The organism is Paenibacillus sp. BIC5C1 (genome assembly GCF_032399705.1).
Classification (GTDB): Bacteria; Bacillota; Bacilli; order Paenibacillales; family Paenibacillaceae; genus Paenibacillus; species Paenibacillus taichungensis_A.
Genome location: NZ_CP135922.1, coordinates 1,829,515 through 1,852,249, shown reverse-complemented (window position 1 = coordinate 1,852,249; position 22,735 = coordinate 1,829,515). Strand labels below are relative to the sequence as shown.

At 48.5% G+C, this 22,735-nt stretch carries 21 protein-coding genes; 3 read left to right on the top strand and 18 right to left on the bottom strand.

Features of this window, described 5'->3' with window-relative positions:
* Positions 1-77: 77 nt before the first annotated feature.
* The 12 genes from RS891_RS08535 to RS891_RS08480 form a co-directional block, all read right to left on the bottom strand.
* The gene (locus tag RS891_RS08535; RefSeq protein ID WP_315795080.1) at positions 78-1,394 is read right to left on the bottom strand and encodes a F390 synthetase-related protein; all 1,317 of its coding nucleotides are present in this window, start codon (positions 1,392-1,394) and stop codon (positions 78-80) included.
* Positions 1,391-2,251, bottom strand: a complete 861-nt coding sequence (locus tag RS891_RS08530) for an MBL fold metallo-hydrolase (protein WP_315795079.1) — start codon at positions 2,249-2,251, stop codon at positions 1,391-1,393. Before RS891_RS08530 ends, RS891_RS08535 begins: the two co-directional genes overlap by 4 nt.
* Positions 2,245-3,240: an NAD-dependent epimerase/dehydratase family protein gene (locus RS891_RS08525; protein ID WP_315795078.1), complete on the bottom strand. Its 996-nt coding sequence runs from the start codon at positions 3,238-3,240 to the stop codon at positions 2,245-2,247. Before RS891_RS08525 ends, RS891_RS08530 begins: the two co-directional genes overlap by 7 nt.
* Positions 3,237-4,538, bottom strand: a complete 1,302-nt coding sequence (locus tag RS891_RS08520) for an ATP-grasp domain-containing protein (protein ID WP_315795077.1) — start codon at positions 4,536-4,538, stop codon at positions 3,237-3,239. The genes RS891_RS08525 and RS891_RS08520 overlap by 4 nt, the downstream gene beginning before the upstream one ends.
* Positions 4,528-5,529: a beta-ketoacyl-ACP synthase III gene (locus RS891_RS08515; protein WP_315795076.1), complete on the bottom strand. Its 1,002-nt coding sequence runs from the start codon at positions 5,527-5,529 to the stop codon at positions 4,528-4,530. The genes RS891_RS08520 and RS891_RS08515 overlap by 11 nt, the downstream gene beginning before the upstream one ends.
* A gap of 258 nt (positions 5,530-5,787) precedes the next feature.
* The gene (locus RS891_RS08510; protein ID WP_113051575.1) at positions 5,788-6,669 is read right to left on the bottom strand and encodes a TIGR01777 family oxidoreductase; all 882 of its coding nucleotides are present in this window, start codon (positions 6,667-6,669) and stop codon (positions 5,788-5,790) included.
* 82 nt (positions 6,670-6,751) lie between these two features.
* On the bottom strand, positions 6,752-7,273 hold the full coding sequence (locus RS891_RS08505; RefSeq protein ID WP_315795075.1) for a hypothetical protein: 522 nt from the start codon (positions 7,271-7,273) through the stop codon (positions 6,752-6,754).
* Positions 7,274-7,427: 154 nt separating this feature from the next.
* Positions 7,428-8,159, bottom strand: a complete 732-nt coding sequence (locus RS891_RS08500; RefSeq protein WP_315795074.1) for a YdcF family protein — start codon at positions 8,157-8,159, stop codon at positions 7,428-7,430.
* A gap of 52 nt (positions 8,160-8,211) precedes the next feature.
* Positions 8,212-8,763 (bottom strand): nucleotidyltransferase family protein, encoded by a 552-nt coding sequence (locus RS891_RS08495; protein ID WP_309304304.1) that lies wholly within the window; start codon positions 8,761-8,763, stop codon positions 8,212-8,214.
* Positions 8,764-9,030: 267 nt separating this feature from the next.
* Positions 9,031-9,912: a glycoside hydrolase family 43 protein gene (locus RS891_RS08490; protein WP_315796239.1), complete on the bottom strand. Its 882-nt coding sequence runs from the start codon at positions 9,910-9,912 to the stop codon at positions 9,031-9,033.
* A gap of 78 nt (positions 9,913-9,990) precedes the next feature.
* A complete protein-coding gene (locus RS891_RS08485; protein ID WP_315795073.1) occupies positions 9,991-10,848 on the bottom strand; it encodes a DMT family transporter in 858 nt (285 codons plus the stop codon).
* Between the two features lie 42 nt (positions 10,849-10,890).
* On the bottom strand, positions 10,891-11,856 hold the full coding sequence (locus tag RS891_RS08480; protein ID WP_315795072.1) for a metallophosphoesterase family protein: 966 nt from the start codon (positions 11,854-11,856) through the stop codon (positions 10,891-10,893).
* A gap of 259 nt (positions 11,857-12,115) precedes the next feature.
* Between RS891_RS08480 and RS891_RS08475 the strand changes: the two genes are divergently transcribed.
* From RS891_RS08475 to RS891_RS08465, 3 genes are all read left to right on the top strand, one after another.
* Entirely contained in the window at positions 12,116-12,886 is a 771-nt protein-coding gene (locus RS891_RS08475; protein WP_315795071.1) for a DeoR/GlpR family DNA-binding transcription regulator, read from the top strand.
* Positions 12,887-12,962: 76 nt separating this feature from the next.
* A complete protein-coding gene (locus RS891_RS08470) occupies positions 12,963-13,493 on the top strand; it encodes a TetR/AcrR family transcriptional regulator (protein WP_315795070.1) in 531 nt (176 codons plus the stop codon).
* A gap of 193 nt (positions 13,494-13,686) precedes the next feature.
* Positions 13,687-14,688 carry an MFS transporter gene (locus RS891_RS08465; protein ID WP_315796237.1) on the top strand — a complete coding sequence of 334 codons (1,002 nt, stop codon included), beginning with the start codon at positions 13,687-13,689 and terminating at the stop codon, positions 14,686-14,688.
* Between the two features lie 35 nt (positions 14,689-14,723).
* Here RS891_RS08465 and RS891_RS08460 read toward each other — a convergent pair whose 3' ends face one another.
* From RS891_RS08460 to RS891_RS08435, 6 genes are all read right to left on the bottom strand, one after another.
* Positions 14,724-15,758 (bottom strand): formylglycine-generating enzyme family protein, encoded by a 1,035-nt coding sequence (locus tag RS891_RS08460; protein ID WP_315795069.1) that lies wholly within the window; start codon positions 15,756-15,758, stop codon positions 14,724-14,726.
* Between the two features lie 149 nt (positions 15,759-15,907).
* Positions 15,908-16,453 (bottom strand): hypothetical protein, encoded by a 546-nt coding sequence (locus tag RS891_RS08455; RefSeq protein ID WP_315795068.1) that lies wholly within the window; start codon positions 16,451-16,453, stop codon positions 15,908-15,910.
* A 694-nt stretch (positions 16,454-17,147) separates the two neighbouring features.
* Positions 17,148-18,110 (bottom strand): glycosyl hydrolase, encoded by a 963-nt coding sequence (locus RS891_RS08450; RefSeq protein ID WP_315795067.1) that lies wholly within the window; start codon positions 18,108-18,110, stop codon positions 17,148-17,150.
* Positions 18,111-18,201: 91 nt separating this feature from the next.
* Entirely contained in the window at positions 18,202-19,212 is a 1,011-nt protein-coding gene (locus RS891_RS08445; RefSeq protein WP_083678955.1) for a carbohydrate ABC transporter permease, read from the bottom strand.
* Positions 19,213-19,244: 32 nt separating this feature from the next.
* Entirely contained in the window at positions 19,245-20,144 is a 900-nt protein-coding gene (locus RS891_RS08440) for a carbohydrate ABC transporter permease (RefSeq protein ID WP_315795066.1), read from the bottom strand.
* The gene (locus tag RS891_RS08435; protein WP_315795065.1) at positions 20,141-22,726 is read right to left on the bottom strand and encodes a DUF5696 domain-containing protein; all 2,586 of its coding nucleotides are present in this window, start codon (positions 22,724-22,726) and stop codon (positions 20,141-20,143) included. The genes RS891_RS08440 and RS891_RS08435 overlap by 4 nt, the downstream gene beginning before the upstream one ends.
* Positions 22,727-22,735: the final 9 nt, after the last annotated feature.

Sequence of the window (22,735 nt, the reverse complement as noted above, 5' to 3'; positions counted from 1 at the left end):
TGCTTCACCTCTTCCCTCGGTGGATTTAATAGATTTAGTGGGTTATCTTCGTTATCACTAACATCTCAACGCTTCACTCAAGTGTGTTGTCTCTCCACTCGGCGCAGCTTCGTTATTCCCGGTTCAAACGTATAAGGAACAAATCGAATCTCGGGTACGGTGCATTTCAGCCGTTCTCCCAGCTTCATCAGCTCACGTTGCACACCAACTTCCACCAGCTGCATCCCTTCCCCTCCTCCAAACCGAAGTGATACTTCCAACACCCCGTTACCTCGCTGTACGACCCGATAATGCTCAATAGACGGAGAGGCTGCAATCACCGCACGTGTAACAAAATCAGGGAACACAGTTATGGCTTCGCCCGTTTGTCGATGTGGAAAATAAAGCATGTCATCGCAGCGGCCTTCGATCCGCTCTATGGCAGTGAACAGAGACCCACAGGCACAAGGAACCGCTGCCTCGGTCAAAATGTCGTTCAGCCGATACCGGATAATCGGCTGTGAGGTTCTGGAGAAGTCCGTGATCACAGGCACGAACCTCCGGGTCGCGGGATCAATGAACTCTTTTTCAATATGAACGACATCTTCATTTAAATGCAACGTACCGAAGCGACAGGTTGCGCCAAGGAATCCTTCCGTACACTGGTACACCTGATGAATCGTTTGTTCAAAAACACTCTCCAGCACCTTGCGATCCAGCGGGTCCAGCACTTCAGCAACCGAAATAATTTTGTCCGGTACAGTGGTCAATATGCCTGAGGTATAAGCGTCAGCCAGCATTCTCAGCATGGAGGGCGGCGCTACCCATACAGTGGGCCGGTATGTTTCCATACGCTTAACCAAGGTATCGACATGCTCCAGCAGATCAAAATATTGAAATTGCAACTTACCCCGCTGCACCGATTCATACAGATTACTGTTGGCCCGCAGGAAAAAGGCGATCTTGGCAGGTTTCCACAGTCCGCCAGGCAGGAGCTTCGCCAGCACCGTCCCTGTCCACGCATCCTGCTCCTGATCACTCACCAGAAACAGCCCCCGGTTACCTGATGTGCCTGAGGACAAGCCTACCGTCACGCCCTGAACGGATGGCTTGAAATCACGCGTTTCCTCGCTTTCCCCGGCGAGAGCCATCGCTTCGACCTTGGAAATGCCCACCGTGTTGAGCCGATCGAAATGCTGCATCATGATCGTTTTGTCAATTAGCGGAAAGCTTCTCCAGTTGGATGCATCAACATCACCCCACCACTCCTGGTAAAAAGGCGACTTTTTACGAACCCGCTCCACTTGCCGAATGATCTGGCGTTCCTGCCAGCGTTCAAGCTGCGCTCGTGTTTTCCATTTTCTCAATCCCCGTGCAAGTGCATAATGATAGACAATACGCAGTGTGTTGCTCATATGTCCTCACCCTCTGTACCCCAAGCATTCAGCGCTTCACGGCAATGACTGGGCACAATCCGTATCGCCGGAAACTGCTGATGCAACTGAACCAGTCTGTCAAAGTTTCTTCGATACGCCTGACGATCCGACATAATGATTCCAGCGAGTACATGAGGTCTGCGTTGTTCCTGAAAAGCACGACTCGACCACACTGCGTCTGCACACAGAAAATAGTCATGCAACTCCGTACTGAGCAAAATTCCCATCATGCCTTCCGCATGACCCGATACGTCAACACCCAGCAGACTGCCATCACCGAAAATATCGTATACCTCGGGAAAAGGAAAATCTTCACCCGCTCTCACCCATCGCTCCGGCTGCTTCGTAACAGGCATTGATCGCGCATCAAAGTCCTCTGGCAGCAGCCCGGACAGAAATCCTGCCTTTACAGCCGCAATGGGTCCAAGCGAACGCACAGCGTCATAGGCTCTTGGCAGATAGATCAATTGCGCCTGTGGAAAATCCCGCACACCTGCAATATGATCCCCATGAAAGTGTGAGAGGATGATGTACCGAATATCCGAAGCTTTCAGCCCTATACTAGCCAGAAAATGTACCGCACTGTCTTCTTCACGATATACCACAGGTGTAATATGACGATACAGCGCGTTTGGCAAGTGAGCGGTTTCCTTGAAAAAACGGGAGCTATATCCCGTGTCCAGCAGAATCGGACCATGTATAGGATGAATGATACACGCAAAGCCGGCTGGAAAGGCCACCGAACGCACACTTCCACCACGCAGCGTCAGAAACTCCGGATGTGTGCAGTAACCCGCTGCGCCCAGATGAAGTTTTACAGAAGTTGTTGTCAGCATGATTCAGCCCTCCACCAGTCTGCAAATTGTTGTAACCCCTCATCAATGGACAATCGAGGCACATACCCCAGCTTCTCACGGGCATCCGTAATATCCAGCGTCTGCGGGATAGATAACGAACCAACCGTATACCGCGTCAATTGAGGTTCACCTAACGCAGGAATCAAGCGATGTACACGTTCCAGCACTGCGGCTGCTCCGTATGCTGCTCCGTAGGGAATATTTCGACGGCGTAAAGGCATCTCCAGCTTTCCAAACAACATGCTCACCAAATCCTGAAACGGTCTCGGATCTCCATTGGAAATATTGTAGGCACGACCCAGCACTTCTGTCTTGGCATCCCTGCATAACAACAGCGCATCCACCACGTTATCCACACAAGTCAGGTCAATGAGTGCCTGTCCGCCTCCGATCATAGGTACACCCGATTTGGCATTTGCTGCTACGATTCTGGGAAAAAGGGTCTGGTCATACGGACCAAAAATGGCTCTCGGACGAATCATGATCGATGGAAGTCCCTTGGCATGAGCCTGTAAAACCACCTGCTCTGCGAGCCGCTTGGTGGCTGCATAATGATTAGCTGGTTTGGATGGCAAGGGGTCGTTCTCATGTATGTCATATCGCGGACTGTAGTTAAAATATATGCTCGGGGTTGATACGTGAATGAAGCGCTGTACGCCACCTTTCATACTACGGTCCACCAAATGCTGTGTCCCCTCCACATTGCTGCTGTAAAAATCCCGATATTTGCCCCATGGCGACGATAACGCTGCACAGTGAAACACAACATCCTGACCCGAACAGACCTCATTCACCGCAGCCTGATCCCGTATATCTCCGTTATAAAATCGAATGCCTTCTGCCTCAAGCTGTGCCCCGTGCTTTGGCTGGCGTCCCATACCCGTAACTTCCCAGCCTTGCTCCGCAAGCCGTATCGCCAGATGTCTGCCCAGACATCCGGTTGCTCCTGTAACCAAAGCTCTATTCATCGTTGTTCACCGTTCCATTCTATGTCGTGAGTCAAAGCTTCAGTCAGCGAAAACTTATGTTTCCTTGCCAGCCGCCAGGCGGAGAGTACAATCGCAAATTGCTCAAACAAAGGTTTTACATCGTGTCTCATATACACCACATCCCTCGTTCCTCGCCAGGCTGTCATCCATGTCCGCAGGCTGCCCTTCCCCAAGAGCTGCTGCAATCCACTTCCCAGCATCGGAAGCATCAACATCGCTTTACTTCCTTGCTTGGGGATGATCACTTTTGCCGCTTCCACCAGTTCATCAGGTGCAATTAAAGCACGTACCAAGCCATCACCAGGGTGAAACAAATGGATGCCACTGGTCGCCCTCGGATTACACTCAATGGCATACACTTGTCCGTCCTCTGTTTCGATAAAATCAAACCCAATCTGCCCGCTAAACCCTGTCGCGTGTACAAATTGCCTTACCCACTCGTAAATCTCTTCATGCTCCACATGTTCAAAAAAAACACTCGCTCCTACGCTGCCCGTTCGATAGCGACTGTCGTAGGTCGTATGTGCAACGATTGTCCCTTCATAAGCTACGCTGTATGTACATAACATTTGCCCGGCAACATAAGCCTGTGCAACCCAAGGGGAAGCTGAGGATATTTCCGTGTCACCAGGAGGATCATTCTGTAAACGGTGCTGCTTCATTTTACCTGCGTATATCTTCTGATCAGGTTCAGGTGCGCCTTCATCCAAATTTGCTGTAGAGGATACCGGCATACGAACTCTGGCAGCAAAGCGGGAGTACACGGGCTTCCATACCCATTCCCCCTCTATTTCTAGAACAGCTTGCGCTTTCATCCATTCCTGCCGACTGTTGATCAGACGGGTATCCGGAACCGAAAGACCAAGCGAATTTGCAAGCTGGATAAAATGATATTTATGATGCAATTCATGCAGCTGCTCTATAGGCGAAACAAGTACACGGCAGTGATTACGCAGCCGCTCTGCTCCTTGAGCGATATAAAAAACTTCTTCACACATTGGAATCAACAAGTCGATCTTCCAGGTTTGAACCAGACTCTCCATCTCTAACAAGTAATTCTCTGTTTCATGACGTGGAGAGGGAACCATGAAGCACTGCTCCACCGCACTGGACAATCTGCACAAATGACGCACCACGCTCTCCGCGACGTAAACCCGGTGACCCGCATGATGAAACATACGCGCCAGCTCGAGGGTTACCGGGGCCCGACCGCCTGTGAGTAACACATTTAAGGATTCTGATGTTTGATGTCCATTCTTCGTGAATCTAGTAGTCAAAAATAAGTCCTCCCAGTGACAATCCGGCGGCTGTTCCGATCATCAGCACCCGATCTCCCCGCTGAATACGCTGCTGCTTGATCGCTTCATGCAGCCCCATCGGAATGGAAGCGGCAATGGTATTGCCGTGATTTCGTGTAATGTCCATAAAACGTTCCTCTTCGATTCCCAGCTTTTTGCGGATCAGCCTCATCGCCATGGCACTTCCCTGATGTGGAATCACCAATTGGAAATCCTTCATCTGATCACCGGTGGCCTGCAACATATCGTCAATAAATGCTGGCAGCAACCTGGAAGCCATACGGAAGATGGCCTGTCCATCCATATGAAAAAGATAGGGTTCAGGCTGCTCTGCCACATAATTCGAGGCATGCAGACGAGTGCCCCCACCGGCAATTTCCGAAAACCGCGCGCCTCGGCTGTACGTTTTCAGCGAGGCATGTACAATCTGCGAAGATTCTCCTTCAGCGGAGCGTTCAATAATGACAGCAGCAGCTCCATCACCGAACAGGGCAGCACTTTCCTTGTTTGACCAATTCAATCCCTTCGAAGCGATCTCCGTAGCTACAAGCAGCACCCTTTTATAACGCCCGGAATCCACCATATAGGAAATAACATCCAACCCGTTCAGAAAACTCAAGCAGGTCGCATCCATGTCAAAGGCTGGTACACCTGAATCCTGCTGCCCCATCGCCTGTTGAATGAATACCGCCGTACTGGGTAAAGGTTGTTCCTTCGTACCGCTCGTACACACCAGACAGTCTATATCTGCGAACGTCAATCCCGCATCCGCAAGTGCAGCTTCGGCAGCCCTCGCCCCCATGAAGGAAGAGGTCTCTGCGCCCGAAGCGTAATGACGCACACCTACACCTGTTGCTTTGCTGACCCAACCCGCAGGCACCTGCAAACGGCGATCCAACTCCTCGTCGGTCACTTCCTGTTCAGGCAAATACTTGCCTGTACCAACAATTTTCACTCTTCTAAGCTGCATATAACCTACCTCTTTCTCTTCTTCTGACTGATCGATATAAGTTCAACTAATGAATATTTACACTAACACGGGGATGACAGAACTACCTTTCGCTCACTGCTATCGTGTAGATGTTTAGTCGATATATCTAATTGAAATTACACTTCACCCCGCCTGGCTAAACGCCATGACGAAGTGAAGAAAATACAGCAGAAGGGCAGATATCTCTGCCCCTCCCGTTGTGTTATCTTTTTTATTCAGTCATGTTGATTCATTTCCTTACTTCAAAATCTCGGCCAGTGCAAGATCGAGCGTATCATATCTGAATGTAAATCCTTCTCTCTCCAGCCTTTCGGGAATAACCCAGCGACTTTTGAGAACCAGTTCTGTTTCGGTCCGGATGAATCGTGCTCCCAGTTCCAGCATCCAGCGAGGTGAAGGAAGTCCAATCCGAACTCCCATCTGCCGCCGTAGACTCTCCATAAGCTGGCGGTTCGTGACAGGATGCGGAGAGGAAGCATTAAATACCCCTTCCAGATGCGGGTGCCGCTGAACATAGATCACCATGCGGAACAAATCTTCTATATGAATCCAGCTAAACTGCTGGCTTCCAGGTCCTTGTGATCCACCCAGCCCAAAGCGGACCAGATTGGTCAGTGGCTCCATGACGCCACCTTCTCCCAGCACAATAGCAATCCGTAATGCAATCTGACGTGTAGACGGCAGACTGAATTCAAAAAAAGCCTTTTCCCACGCCTTGGCGACATCCACCGAGAACCCGGAGCCAATCTCGCCCTCTTTCTCCGTCATGGGGCGATCTTCTGCATGTCTATATATCGTGGCCGTGCTCGAATTAATCCATAATTCGGGAGGAATGCTACAAGCCAGAACAGACTCGCCCAAAATGCGGGTTGTGCGTGTTCTGGATTCCAGAATGACTTTGCGGTTCTCGTCCGTGTAACGGCAGTTTACGGATTTTCCGGCCAGGTTAATCAGCAATTCTGCACCTTCAAGTGCCTGTATAATTCCAGCCTGGTTATCCCAGGCAATATGACCGGGCTGGCGTGAGATAATGATCACCTCATAACCAAGTTCCTTGAATCTGTGGGCAAAATCCTGACCAACAAACCCTGTTCCACCCGCCAACACAACCTTTTTCACGGTATCCCCTCATTTCCCCATACTGGGTAAAGCAAGTACGCTATATATGAACTAACACCGTCTGTGACCGTTTTGTTTAATTTTAATTTACGCCCAATGCTGCGTATAAGCGATTGCGTTCTTCGATCGCCCATGCGTTCGTTGAATTTTGCTCCAACTGATACATGAGCTCATCATGGAAATCATGAATCATGAACCCTTCAGGCAAATTCCCCAGCATGGCTGTAAAATTGTATTCAGGCAGTTTTCTTTGTCCTTTACCGATCTGCTTCAACCATTCCATCCATTCGGCAAGCGTCAGCACTTCTGCCTGCCATAGTTCAGCCTGTAGTCCAAGTGCATCCTGAAGCTGCTCATAAGTAGATGGCTCGGAGAAGGGACGACAAGCTTGCACAGCCAGCTCATACAACTCGATCACTGCGCGCCGCACCTCATGCTCAAGCTCGATTTCCAACCCTTCCATGAAGTCCTGAACTTGAATTGTCAGCCCGTCATCGTATAGTAATGGTGCGTGTGCCAACAGACGCACCATCTCTTCCATGTCATCCGCTGAAACTTTCTTTTGCTCATAGAGAGCAGGTAACAGATATGCTGTAATAATCATTCACTCCTACATCGTTCTTCTATTATTGACGTATATTATATCATGATTTGGCGGGTTATCCTTGAATCACTTTAACGTTGACAAAAAAGGCAACCTTACTCTTTCAAGAGAGCATAGGTTGCCTTTCTATTCTTATTGGAGAAGCAAACAGCATCTAGATAAATGCTTTAACCGATGCAAAATACTCCCGGATCATATTGATCGGTTTCAAATAACCCGGTGAAGGAGCGGCGATGCCGTATTCGGCAGCGTAACCGTTCTTGGCGGCCAGATACTTGGATCTGAACATATGGTAGTCACTTGTGACAATCATGATCTTGGGATGCTCCAGCCCGGATGCATCAATGATTTTTTTGGAAAATGCCATATTCTCCTGGGTGCTCGTCGATCGATCTTCCATAATGACTTGTGTGGGGCTGATCCCCTGATCAACAAGGTAGTTTTTCATGGCGAGTGCTTCAGGAATCGATTCCCCCGGCCCCTGACCGCCGGATACAATCACAGGCGTCTGAGGATGACTGCGGATATAGTTCAGACTGGCATCCAGCCTTTGTTTCAAGGTCAATGACAATTCTGTTCCTTTGATGCCCGAGCCGAGAATAATGACATAGTCCGCTTCTTCCGGATCATTCGCGTTAAGTTGAGTAAATACAAGGGCTTCGATAATAACAAATGAAACAGCAGCAATACCAAACCCGGTAAGCAGAATGCGTTTCAGCAGGATATGTTTTTGATAATCAATTCGCCTCAACACGATAAAGGCTACAGTGATCATGCCAAAAAACTTCACTGCGAAGTTCCAGCCCCAGAAAACAAGGAAGAACACAAAACATGCAATGAATATAAGATCAAGGATCAAACCTTTTTCTCGTATAAACTTTTTCATAGATCCAGTAACACTCCTTCTTGGGCCCTCACTTCTGTCATATGCCCTTGATTCAGGATCTTACGATCGTAAGCTTGGGCCACTGTTGCTGCCAGCATTTCTTCTCTACGCGATGATTATAGTAGTCTGCATCCGAGAAAAACGGACTTTGGCGTACGATTAACCCATACAGATCCTCCAGCCCATGAGGGGCACAAATACGCACCTGACCCTGTTCATCTAAACGCACACCTATGGCCGTGACGATTTCTGGCCAATATCGAAGAGCATCTTCTGTAGATTGATATGGCTCGTATCCATTGCGTAGATGCATCCTCGCCTGATTTTTCACCGACCACTTGGAATTGCCTGTCTGCTCGCGAAGCTGTTGTTCCAGCAGCAGATCCCGTTCATCACGCATATCTTCCCTATCGTAGAAAACAACATCAATATCGCTGTGCAGTTCGCGTAGAGGATAACCATGAAGCACATCCCAGATATAATTGCGAATATACCCCGCACCTATGTAACATTGAGGCAGACCAAGACTACGAACCCGCCGCAGATCGTGCATTAATTGTTCATGCTCGGTAATCGCCTGAATCAACTTTTCCTCATGCAGCATATAACGTCTCTCCCCGTCACTCTGTCCATTTCATTATAGAGCTATCATTGCTCGCTTTTACATTACCGACACGCTGCTCCTTCCAATATATCATGTTTGAGTACCTGCGATAAAATAAACAAATCCCCTCAGGCAGTCATCCTAGGCTCATCTGAACAGATGTTCCTTAAGATCATTTACCCTGAGGGGATCAATTAAAGAAGATTAAATAAGCGATTAGGCCAGTGCCTTTTCCGAATACGTGATCTGCATTTTCTGCATTTTACGTTACGTTGGGTTAACCATAAGCGTCAGTTGTCCATGATTCTCCTGCATGCGGAAAATAACAGGTCGTTCATTCGGATGATTGTTCGGAGCATGAATGGTGAGACACAATTGTCCTTCAAACGTTCGAAACAGCATCCCATGTCCTCCATTATTGGCGAACAACGGCTTGTGATCTTGCTTCCATGGACCTTGCGGTTTGCCGGACACCGAGCGGGCTAGTCCCAGTGTATAACCGTCTTGACCGGATGTGGACCACATCATGACGAGTTCATCATTTTGCATCCGATACAGAAACGGACCATCCGTGACATAACGGTTTCGCTGTGCTCCACCTCCGACAGACCATGAGGCTTCGGAAGCTTTGAATAACAGATCAGGCTTGCCTATCGTTCCTTTCAGATCCGGTTTCAGACGTACGGCGTACATCTCACCATCCTCCACCTGCACCCATTCCTTGCAAAAGATCATCCATGGATCACCCTGATCATCCACATACAATGTACCGTCCAGGCATTCCCAATCGGGAGGCGTCAAGGAGCGACACCACAATTCAAAAGGTCCTTCCGGCTGATCAGCAACCAATACACCTGTTACTCTCGGAATGCCTTCCGCCTTGAAGCTGGCAAACATATAGAAGCGTCCTTCCCATTCATAGACTTCCGGGGCCCAATAGTGGTGATCGGACCAGAAGTCCGTAGGTGCACGGAAGCATGGGGAAGGACCGCTCCAATGGATCAGGTCTTCGCTCTCATAGACATCAAAACCGATAGCTGGGCCGTTCCACACATTTTGCCCGATAGAGCCATATAAATAATATTTCTTGCGCGATGGTATAGCCAGTATGTAAGGATCACGAAAATGAATATCTTCCAAACGGTGCACGTTCAATGGTTTATCCTCCTCATGAAAGCGGTTCAATAACCATAAGTATACACCATATACCCAAATACTGGAATTCCACTAACCCCACATGCCAATCAGCAATATGCCGCCAAAAATAACGATGGAACAGAGAATACGCTTTTTCCCCTGCTGTTCTTTCAGTAACAAAATACCGAGGAAGGCCGCGAATACCGTTCCCACTTCCCGAAGCGGACCAAGTCTCGCCATTGGCGCCTGCTGCAATGCAAACAGAAACAACAAGTACGAGCCCGGATTCAGCAGCGCTCCCAGCATAATCGTTGATCGGTTCTTCTTCCATTCCTGACGCAGTTGGCGGGAAGCGAGCAGCGCCGGAGTTAATCCTGCAACAAAACCAATGTTCGTCACTTCAAGTAACGACAGGGGTGAAATATGCTCTAGATTCAATTTGTCCACGAACACATAACTGGTTGTACATAACCCGACACATAAGGCCATCAGCACCGGCTTTGATCCTGTTACTCTTGATCCAGATTTGCCGTCTTTGCTTCCCACACCACTCAGCACCGTAAATCCTACAATCATGCAGGCAATACCAAACCATCCGAACATGGACAACGTTTCCCCCAGAAAAGAAACACCGATCAATGGCACCAGCAAGGTGCTCGTTCCCCGCATAATCGGATAAATCTGCGACAAGTCGCCCAATTCATACGTCTGCGATAGCAGCCAGGAATACACGGCTTGCAGGGCCATTGATAACACGAGTAGTGCATAGGCTGGGATGGATAAAGGTTCCCGTATCAACTCCATGATAAGCACAGGCAGCAGTATGACGGTCGGAATCATCATGATGGACCATAAAAACACACTTTTGTTTAAACTGCGTTTGGTGAACATACTCCAGACAGCATGAGCCATCCCGGAAGCGAGCACCAGAACTATAGGTAAAATCATAATCAAAACGTTCCTCTCTAATTCCTTGCTCTTCTTTGTTCCCTAATGTGCGGAAGTGCTCTCTGGTTGATGTGCTGGCTGTTCCTTCACGACCGATCCGTCTTCCAGACGAATCCAGGTATCAAAGCTACGTTGTCCCGCCTGCAATTGAATGACCCGTCCTCCACGCAGCATGCCTTCCCTTCCATATGTACTGTGACCGCTCGAACGCCCGTAGCAGAGACGAATTCCGTGGTATGTTCCCTGAAAATCATTCACATGATCATGTCCGCAAAAGGTCCCCATCACATCGCCCATCTCCAGCAGTGCAGAGAACAGACCCGAGTTCACTTGGGCAGAGCAGACAGGTTCGTATTTGCTGCCGTAACAGGTCTGTGTGTCCCACATGGACTGATATTCAGGAATCGGGATATGGAAAAACGCCAAGGCTGGCAGCTTCTCCCCGCGGCTGCGGCCGGGATTGACGCGGGTGGATTCAGACATCAGCCACTGGATTTGATTGGGCTGAATCCAGCCATAACCGGGAACCGACTCGAACTGGGAATAGTTCCCCGAATCGAGTAAATACAACACTGCTGCCGGAAGGCCATCCGCTCCGGCAATCTCCAATGTGTAATTGCCTAGTCCCGCAATCTCACGCGGACCAGGTTCCGTCACGGTATGCGCATGCTCCTGAATCACCTCCATTAATCCATCAGGGGTAATTCGATTCTCTGTATCATGGTTGCCATACACAAAAGCCCACGGAATACCACGTTCTTCCACTACCGACACGGCATCACGGAATGCCTGCTCCGGGTGTTCACATTCCTTATTGCCAGGATCAACCGGTCCCGTGTAAATGACATCGCCTGTAAATACAACCAGATCGGGTTGTTCCGCTTCGATGACCGTTTTCATTAATTGCCCGGTCCGAAGATCTTCAGGCCGCCCATCCTTCCAGTGTAGATCTGTAAATTGCACGATTTTGAATGTTCCATTTTTTTGAAAAACAAGCTGACGTTTCACCCTTTTTCCTCCCTGATGATCCATGTACTATGGACTATTTTTTTAATGTTGTTTGTTGTGGTTTTACGTTGTTTTATATGATCTTATCGTCACATCATATTACTGTCAATACATATTAAGAACAGAATATACGCCTCATTACCATTTCAAAATTGACAAGGTCTTCTCTCCAACTTAAACTATTAAAACAACAACAATCCACACTATCTCACAACTCAAAAAATATAGAACCTAGATCGAAACTTCAGGAGGCACAACCATGTCTTTAACGTATGAAGAACGCAGACACACCATTCTGATCCAGCTCGCTACCCAGGGCAAGGTTCAGGTACAGGTTCTGGCAGATCTGTTCCAGGTATCCACGGAGACGATTCGGCGGGATCTGGACCGACTTGAAAAGGAAGGCGAATTGCGCAAAGTATACGGAGGCGCTGTACGTGTACGCTCAGGCATGATCGAAGCCCCCTTTCAAAAGCGTGCGCAGCTTCAACTGAGTGAAAAGCAGGCCATTGGCATGGCAGCCGCCTCTCTGATTGAGGATGGAGAGACCGTCATGTTGGACAACGGCACAACAACGCTGGAGATCATGCGGCAGCTGCGACATCGGTCTCAGGTGACCGTCATTACCAACTCCGTCCCCATTCTTACCTGTGCACTGGAGGAGTTTGCAGGCAAAATCATTTTCGCTGGAGGAGAAGTCACCCCGGTCGTACAAGCCTCTACTGGACCCATTGCTCATGAATTGCTCAGTCAATTCAAAGTCAACAAGGCGTTCATCTCAGCAGGCGGCGTGTCGTTAACGGATGGGATCACAGATTATGTGCTGGAAGAGGCGCTCATCTCCCGCAAAATGATGGAGCGCGCGGAGGAAGCCATTTTGGTAGCTGATCATACCAAGTTTGGACGTTCCACCTTCGCCCAGATTGCACCTATAAATCAAATATCGATGGTGATCACAGATTCTGGATGTCCCACAGAATGGATAGAGGCTCTTCACCAAATGGAAATCGAAATGGTTCACGGCATTTGACAATGTGAGCCATTTTCTATATTTTAGAAGTATAATGATCGTTCTATCTTATTTTGAAAGGAGCGTATTAATCCTTATGAGCAGCAAAAAGGAAATGCTGTTGAACGTGGCTGAGGAATTGTTCTATCTGCACGGCTTTCATTCCATCGGCTTGAAGCGAATCATCACAGATGCCGGGATCGCCATCATGACGTTATATAATCACTTCAACTCCAAGGATGATCTCATTGTTGAAGTACTTCGGCGGCGCGAACAGCGCTATCTGGAGCAGCTGCGGCAGTACGCCGACAACAAAGCGCAGCCCGTATTCGTCAATCTGGCGGAAGGCCATGCACATTGGTTGATGGAGCATGAATCGAGAGGATGTTTGTTTTTACGTGCCAAGGAGGAGTTTGGCGGAGATCCAGACAACGTCATTGTACAAACTGTCAACGCACATAAGAAACATGTGATGACATTGATCAAAAACCTTGATCCTGCCGCAAGTGATCGTGCAGCGTTGCAATTTAACCTGCTGCTTGAGGGTTCTACCGCACTTGCTGAGACAGAAAATGTAAATAGCGTGTGTCGCGAACTCATTGACATGACGCAAAATAGTTTCAAGTAGTCCCACACCGGGTGAGTTAGTAGTTCAACTCACTTTTTTATTTCAAATAAAATATAATGATCGTTCTATCTAAAAGGCGGTGGATTTGATGAAAAAAATTATTTTCCCAGGGATCGCCCTTATCGCTGTATGTTATGCATTCGGGAGATTCAGCTATGGTCTGTTTATGCCCGAAATCTCGGAAGCACTCTAACTGGACGATGCTCAATCAGGAGCAATCAATTCCGCAACCTACATTGCTTATTGCCTGTCTCTACTTAGTGCCCCACTGTTAATTAATCGCATTGGGCACTATCATGTCATTCAAATAGCTGGTGTTAGCGCTGTCCTCGGTTTATTGGGCATTGGCTTATCTCCAAACGTGTTTGTTCTCACACTCGGCGTATTTCTTGCCGGATTAAGTACAGGCTTGGCCTCTCCTGCATTGGGTAACACCGTCTATGCTGAGCTTGCGCCTGATCAGCAAGCCAGAGGGAATAGCTGGATTAACACAGGTACCAGCTTTGGCATTATCGTATCCGGTCCGATCTACTGGCTGTTCACTGAATATTGGCGTTTGACCTACGTCTTCTTCGCTGTTATCGGCGTTGTGGTGGTGCTGTGGAATAGACGCGTTCTCTCCACGCGCAAAACAGAGCCTTGTACCAAGTCCCTCTGGGCATGCATGAAGCCGACGAGACCGGGTGCGGCTCTGCTCATGGCTTCCCTTCTGACAGGAATCAGTTCTGCGATCTATTGGACCTTTGCCCGAAACTTCCTTACGGACGAAAAAGGGGCCTCCGATTCGGAAGCCGTACTGTTCTGGATTGTGATGGGAGTTATGGGGATTCTCGGCGGGTGTGCTGGCCGTATTATTGAACGTATCGGAATTGGATGGTCCTATCGAACAGGCCTTCTGCTCTTGTCTGTTTCACTTGGCGTTATTCTTCTTCCATCGATGACAGCCAGCCTGGTCTCAGCCGTTACGTTTGGCAGTACCTATATCTTCCTGACCAGTGTATTTATTGTGTGGGCGACCAGGCTATTTCGTCCAAATACGTCCATCGGGATCAGCCTTGCTTTTCTCGCACTAGGTGCGGGGCAGTTCATAGGTTCATCGATAGCGGGTTACACCATTGAGATGTTCTCCAACACTACAGCATTTCTGGCCTTTGCTGTACTGGGTCTGTTTGGATTACTTATTCGGGTGAAATAGCCCGAGCCTTATTCTACAAACAAGCAGACCACAGACTATACATCCGATGCGCATCTGAAACCAATATGCCCGGTAGATGTATCAGGCGTATTGGGGATTCTCGCCGCTACTCTATAACGATTGCAGTAGGAACGGTGGCATAGGTAGGAACCGCCTTTTAGCACCTTGCGATCTTCATGAGGAGATAATTCCGTGTCAGCAGCAGCAGCCTTCTCATGATCCGTAACGTAGTTGTCTGCGCACCATTCCCATACATTGCCCGACATATTATAAAGTCCGTATGCATTGGTAGGGAACGATTGGGATGGAGCGGTGCCTGCATAACCGTCGGCTGCATTATTTTTCGTTGGAAATACCCCCTGCCAGATGTTGCAATAGTGCTGTCCGTCTGGCCTTAACGTATCGCCCCAGGGATATTTTTTCTGTATCAGGCCACCCCGGGCTGCGTACTCCCATTCGGCTTCTGTGGGCAGACGTTTACCTGCCCAGCGGCAATAGGCATTGGCATCATTCCATGAGATATGAAGAACCGGATGATCAGAGCGATCATTCACATGAGAATCGGGTCCTTCAGGATGAGCCCAATCCGCACCTTCAACAACCCACCACCAGGGTGTCTGTTGTACCACGTTTCGAACTTGAGTCGCCGTTTGCGGAGAAACGAACAGATGGAAAACAAAAGACCAGCCAAACCGCTCCGCCTCAGTCCGATACCCCGTCTCACGAACAAAATGTGCAAATTCAGTATTGGTTACCGTACAGGCATCCAGATAAAAGGTGTTCACCTGAACTTCTCTGACGGGGCTTTCCCCATCTGCGGCAAAAGCTTCGGGGTCATTTGTACCCATCAGGAAACGTCCACCTTCAATACGAATGCTTTCTTTCTTCTCTGCTCTATTGGTTAGAGCTATCTTGAAATCAGCTGTATGACCGGTATGACTAGATGGCTTGTCCTCAACAGCTTCTACCGATGCAGCCGTTTCCTCTGGCAGACTCTTTTCCTCCAACTTACCGTCTCGGCTTGCAGCGCAGCAGCAAGAAGAAGATTTCTTTGGCAGCTGATCATGCATATCAAGCATCCCCTTCATTGGTAGGTTTAAGACTCGTTCTCCCTATTGTACACGGCAGGGCGAATATTCGGATACGGTGGTGTTGTCATTTCTGCTCCTACCTTTTTTGAACAGTTCATTCATCTGAATTTCTTCATCGATTTCGCATATCAATCAAGATGACGATATGGTCTGATAATGCCCTCGTTCCACACCTGTACTTCGATATAACGTTCCGGGGCGAGCTCACCCTGTCGATTCCATTCCTGAGGCCAACCATAGGATTGAATAACGTCCAGAATTTCATCTTTCGTGTAGACCTGCTTACGGTAAGGCTTATCATCCATATAACGCATCGTTGGAAACAAATCGCCGTAGGTAAAACTTACGGAATCAGCAGGGAGACTCTCCCATGAGATCATGACCCAATCCGGTACGGTATACCATGATTCCAACCACGCGCATGCACCCAGGGTCATATAGTGAGGATAACGATTGGTCGGTTTTCCACCTTTGGAGATAAACTGCTCGTACGCTTTTCGCTCAATTTCTCTTCGAATCATCATGTAATCTGAAGATCGCTGACTGGCAAAATTCCGGCCTTGATGACGGATTCGTTGGGTAACTGTTTCCGCTTCTTTGTCAGACAGACTGGATAGATTGCGAAAAGGGCCCAGACTTTTTTCAAAATAATGATATGCGTTCAGGTCTGTCATATGGCACCTCCTCCATCTACATCTCTTCGTCTCCCGTTTTCGTTAGAAATAGTGTACATCATGCCAATATTTATGGAAATTACTGTAGCAAACATTCCACATGGATAAAGTTACACTTTGGCACTTCAATTGCAGCACCACCTTCCCCTCGCTGTTATCCCCTTCCTCTTTTACGGAGAAAATCCTGTGATAAAGCGACACTTCGTTTCCCCAGAAAGACTTAGTGCTCTCCGTCCATAAGTGATAAACTAATAACACAGAGCATTTATCTTCAACAGGCTTAAAGGGAGGTTGTGTGTATATCAATCCTACATCCTGTTTACTTCCAGTGAGACGTTATTTCCAAAAATCAGTGCCATGCTATCCAATAATTCAGGTGAGCGGAATGCGTCAAACTAGCAACGTGCTAACGAATCTAGCGCACCTTAAACGTCCGATTTTCAAGGCATGCCAACTTTAACGAACTTCAGTGACGTTATTTCGGTGCAAACACAGCGTCAGAGCCTAAAAAGCGACCTCATTGATAAAATAACGTCTCTGGGATTCGTTACAGTTCAGAACAGTGTAAACACGAGCGAATAACATGTGTCAGGTTCGTTAGGCCAAATTAACGCGAAAAAAGGGTGTCCACCGTCATGTTCATGACTTATGGGACACCCCCTTTTTAACGTTAGTAGCAGTCCAAATGATAGCCCTATCTCCAACTCCATTTCGGTAATTGATCCAACGTAATTACATCTTCACTATTATATACTTCCTTCAAATACGCCACGGTATTATGATTACCACCCTTTAGGAATTCTCCCGTCCAGGTACAGAACCAGCTCCAATGCACACCTTGCTCTTTCATTTGCTTTGGATCAGGAATGGAGCCGTTCTCGGCTAAGGCAATGATTTTACTGTCATTCACCAGTTCGCGCAGATTCTCATAACGTTTGGCTAGCGGGCTGTGATCGCCTGCTTCTGGATAAACATCCACACTCACAATATCCACGACATCGTCACCCGGATACCACTCCGGTTTTTCCGAGTTCCACACCCAGATCAGATTATCCAGCTCATACTTGTGGACCAATTGATCATACAACAGGCGGTATAACTGTTTGGCAGGTTCAGCTCCTTTGGCTCCCCACCAGAACCAGCCTCCTTCCGCTTCATGAAGCGGCCGGAATAACACAGGCACCCCCGCATCCTTGAGTTCTTGCAGATGCACTGCAATTACATCGATATCCCGGATCAATAAGGTATACTCTTGCGATTCAGGATGAGCCAATGCTGAAGCGAGATCGTAGGTGGTGGCATCCGTATAGAACCCGCGCCACCATTCTTTGCCTGGTTCATCTATCAGATGAGTAGGTGCATTCCAGTGCCAACACAATGTCACAATTCCGCCTTGCTGATGCCATGCGATCGCATCACGAATCTCCTGAGAGATCGCGCCGCGTTCTGTCCTTGATGGAGAATAATCCATGAGATCGAATCCAATCACCGCCGGCTTGCGGCCTGTATTCTCATTAATCCAGTTCAGATTACCGTAATCCTGCTGACCCGACAGTACCCCTTTTCCATAATGCTCCGCCAAGTATTCCATCAGTTCTCTAGCCTCGGAAGTCGCATCTTTATTCACTAAATTACCGCTTATCTTTTGTTCCGTCATTGATAATCCCCCATCCCAAGGTAGGATACATAGAGATCCAAATATCAAAAACACCCGAATTACACATCCTATACGACTACGCCAAGCCCGGTTAACCAACTACACCTGAACGTTCAATACTCTCCACGAAATAGCGCTGTACAAACAAATACAAAATAATGAGCGGTGCAATCGCCAGCAGAATTCCTGTATCCACGATCATGGCAACATAATTCGGGTCTGCCTTCATGCCCGAGTTCGAGCCAAAACCCATCAATTGGGGAATTAACTGGTTTGCCTGGGCAGGCAATGAAGCCACCTTCAGCGAAATAAGCGGGCTTTCACTCATGAATAACGCGGAATAGAACGTATCGTTGTACTGCCAGACAAAAGAGAACAGAATGACTGTGATCAGCGGTGAAATGGCGTTCGGCAGCATGATTCGAGCAAATGTCCGAAATCCGCCTGCTCCATCAATCAGTGCAGCTTCTTCAATTTCCTTGGGCATGCCCTTGAAGAACTGGCGGAAAATATAAATGAACAGCCCCGCCTTCAGCCCACCAGCCGTAGCCGCAGTAATCATCGACGGCCAGTATGTATTCAGCAGGTTGATCCCCTCTCGTCCCGTGAACAGATGAACCATTCCGAGGATGTCAAAGTTGCGGAAATGCAGATACATCGGCACCATCAGGGTGCTTGTTGGCACCAGAATAGTGAGGATGACCAATACAAACAGCACATTGCTACCAGGAAAAGAAAAGCGGGCGAAGCCGTACCCGGCTAACGCACAGGATATCGCTGTGAGCAGCGTTGTAATCGTGACGAACAACAGCGTATTCGCCAGCAAAGGCAAATAATCCATCACCTGCGCCGCAAGCTTGATATTATCCAGCGTAAAATGCTGGGGAATCATATAGATGGTGGGATTATAGATATCCTGTTTATCCTTGAACGCAACCGAGATTTTAAGAAACAATGGATACAAAATAATAAATGAAATACCAATAATCAATGCATATCTGAATATGGAATACAGGAGGTCCGATGTCTTGTTTCGTACCCTCTGCATGCGGTAGTTCTCTTTCGGAACCACCACCATACGATCCGTTCCCGACACAGCCATAGTCTCATGCCTCCTTCTACGTTCGTTAGCTTTCAGTTGTAATGAACCCGTCGTGACAGTACCCATCCGACAACAACTAATACCAGGCCGATGACCAGCGTATACAGCCAGGACATGGCTGAGCTCAGACCGAAGTTCTGGGTTTTAAACGCCGTCTGGTAGATGGCCTCCGTCACCGGGCTACCTGCAAAGGAATCAATAATCGTATAGATGACATTTGTCAGGATCAATGGACTCACCATCGGAAACGTAATTTTCCAGAAGGATTCATAGGCCGTTGCACCTTCAATTTTGGCCACTTCGTACATGGAGCCGGGTACCGATTGCAGCGCAGCGAGGAAGATCAGAATTTGTACGCCGGAGCTGCTGACAATATCGTAAATGCGCATAATGGCTTCCACGATGTAATCGACATATGCCATGGGCAACCCCACATCATTCAGCATTCGTACGATTGAAACGACGTTGAACGAAGCTCCCCCTTCGGTAGATGATTCAATCGCACTGATGTCTCCCATCAGGTTGATCAGGCCTGCGGACTCGGCTGCTGCCACCGCACTGGAGGCCAGTATGACTGGCAGGAAGAAAATCGCACGCGCCATCGATCTCCCTTTGAATTTCTGGTTAAGCAATGTCGCCGTAAATAAACTGAAGAACAGAATCATCGGCACATTTAGCAGCATCGCTCCAACCGAATCCACCAGGATCCGGTTGAATGATGCATCGACCAGGATGGCATCCTTGAAATTTTTCAGCCCGACAAAATCCAGTACATATCCTCCCGGGGCAACCGATAGATTGCTCAAACTGAACCGGATCGATTGCAGCAGCGGCGTAGCGAACAGGAAGATGAAACCAATCAGCCATGGCGAAATAAACGCAAGTCCAAGCAGCGCTCTCCGTGATTTCAAGGATAAACGAAGGCTTCTCATTGGTTCACTCCTTTCACTGCATAGTCCGCCCCGCCAACGGTAATTCCATTAATCGTTACCGGATCAGCCGTGTAATTCACCAAAATCGTTGCACCGCCACTATAAGTGACACGCACTACGCCATCCTGAACTCGTTCATGCTCGGTTATTGGATAGTTCCGCAAATGACCTAATACTTCATTCGCTTCCTTGTATAATGCAACTGCGTCATCTACCCAATATGCAAAGTCAGTGGCATAAGCCGAATCATAATTGGTCAGCTTCAGCTTGGATGATGGTTCATACGTCCATTGAAATTGCGGAGCTGAGCCCAGCTCCAGACTGCGGAGCAGCTGTTTGCGCAGATCTTGATCCCCTGACGTATTCATTGCGGAAGCAGCGTAGTCCATATATCCATGAATGACCATCTCATAAAAAGGAACTTCCTCATCGGTAATGTTGAACCGGCTGGAGCCTGAGGGAGCATTAACAATATGCTGCGTATATTCCCACGCATACGCATTAGCGGATGATAACATTAGGTTTGGATATTCCCGCTGCAGCTTGCCCAGTTGCTCCTTCACGATGTTCTTCGCAGTTTCTCGGTGGATGACACGACTATCCCGATAATCCGAGCTCAATACCTGCCCGAGATCACGCAGTGATAATGCGCTGAGTTCCAATTTGTTGATTTTCCCGGCAAACTCGCTCACCACATACGGCAGCTTGGCGGCCGACAACAGATAATAACTGTCTTTGCTCAGATCCATCCGGTTGAGGGCAGGACTGTATGGATACAGTTCAGCGGTTTCCTTGGTGACAAAACGCGCAGCATCAGAGGATGGCGCAAAGTTCCAATCGTCGTGGTATATGCGCTGAAACGCCACATCAGGGAACAACGCTCCACCGGACTGCTTCAGTTGTTCAGACAGATCATGCAACTCGGAACGACTGCCCACTTCACTGTCCAGTTTAACCTGAGTGGGTGTATGGTGACTGAAACCTCCGCCAAACCATCCCTGATACCGCATTTGCACACGGTTCACACCCTCCTGCTGCAGCTTCGCAGCCATTTCAGCCGCTTGTTCATATGTCGTCATAGCCAATGTGGTCCGATAAGGTACACCCAGGAATGAAGCTTTTTTGTCCACTGCACCTAACACATCCATGTAAAAAGGTAAGACCGACTCGTCTTCCAGCGGTTTCAGTACTTGCTCCTTGACTAACTGCTGCTGATACAAGCGGGCCATGCCGGAATAATTGGCATCCTTGCCGTTCAGGAAATGGTATCGCACCTGAATATCCCCGCGGAATGGTTCCTCGCTTAGTAACTGAATCTCCTGCATCTTTTGCGAGGTATACATCTCCAACTCATCCTCACCCCGCAGGGAGAACGTGCCGTAGACGTGGTTATAGTTATTTTGCCTGCCTCCAATATCCGCAGAGATACTGGCCATGCCATCCCCTTTTTCAATCACGGCAAACCAGGCATGTTCACCGTTCTTCAAACCAAAGACAGGCATATGGACAGATTCACTAACCTGCGGGCGACTAAGTGAATTGTCATTTGGATCTGCACCGTACACACGCTGTACGTACTGCTCCTCTTTGACCTTTCCGTTATTCAGATGGATCAGACTGCCTGAACCGTCAGGTACAAACATATAACCTTCACCTTTCGTATCCGCGGCACCAAAATAAGCGAGCAGATCGATATTACGAATACGGTATTGACCGCTCTCTTTCACCTGACTTAGCGGCACGGTTACAACTAGCGATCCTTGATCCAACCGATATTCCACCGGAATGACGAAGCTTGGTTTATCCGATGTGCCCCCGCCTTCGACTCCATTCTCCTCATTGTCAAAAGCAAGATCTTCAGTGGTGTAACCCGCCGCTTCAAAGGCGTCCAGCATCTTGTTCAACACAAGCTGCTTGGATATCTGTCCATCCAACCGTTCCAGCACATCCGGATTGTTTTTGGTTGGATAATATCGAGCCGATGCATATCTTGCGACTGTGGCATCCAGTTTCGAAAGGACCTTCTCCTCCAGACGCTGTTTGCTGATCAGTTTGGGCAGAGCATCAATACCGAGCGAGGTATCCCCAAGCGTGTATGTAACGCGAATCCCCTGATCTACATTGGCGGCTGCAAACTGTTTGTTGATGATACTGGAACTAAAGTTCGGAAAGTTCTCCAGTGTACCGATCGCATCCCGAAATGACACGTTCAGCTGTGAGGACAGCACCTCCTTTTCATAAGCAGAAGCCAGGCCATCCTGATTACGTTCGTTCGGATTGCTGTACCAGATCTGACCACTCGCTCCATCACGAACGGCAATTTCCGTCGTTTCCTCGTTGTAATACAGCGCCAACCCCTGGTCTTCGACGACCAGTTGCATACCCGGCACACCCTCTGAAGAATCGGTAAGGAATTGCAATGATTCGGTCTCGGTTGGCATAGCCTCTGTTGTTGCTTCAAGATAAGCCGTTGCTTCCACAGCAGGTACTCCCCTGTTATTGATATACAGCAGTCCGGCTGTAAGCAGGATCACAGCAGCACCACTGGCCAGCACCGTATATATTCGTTGCCTTTTGTTCACGGATGCCGC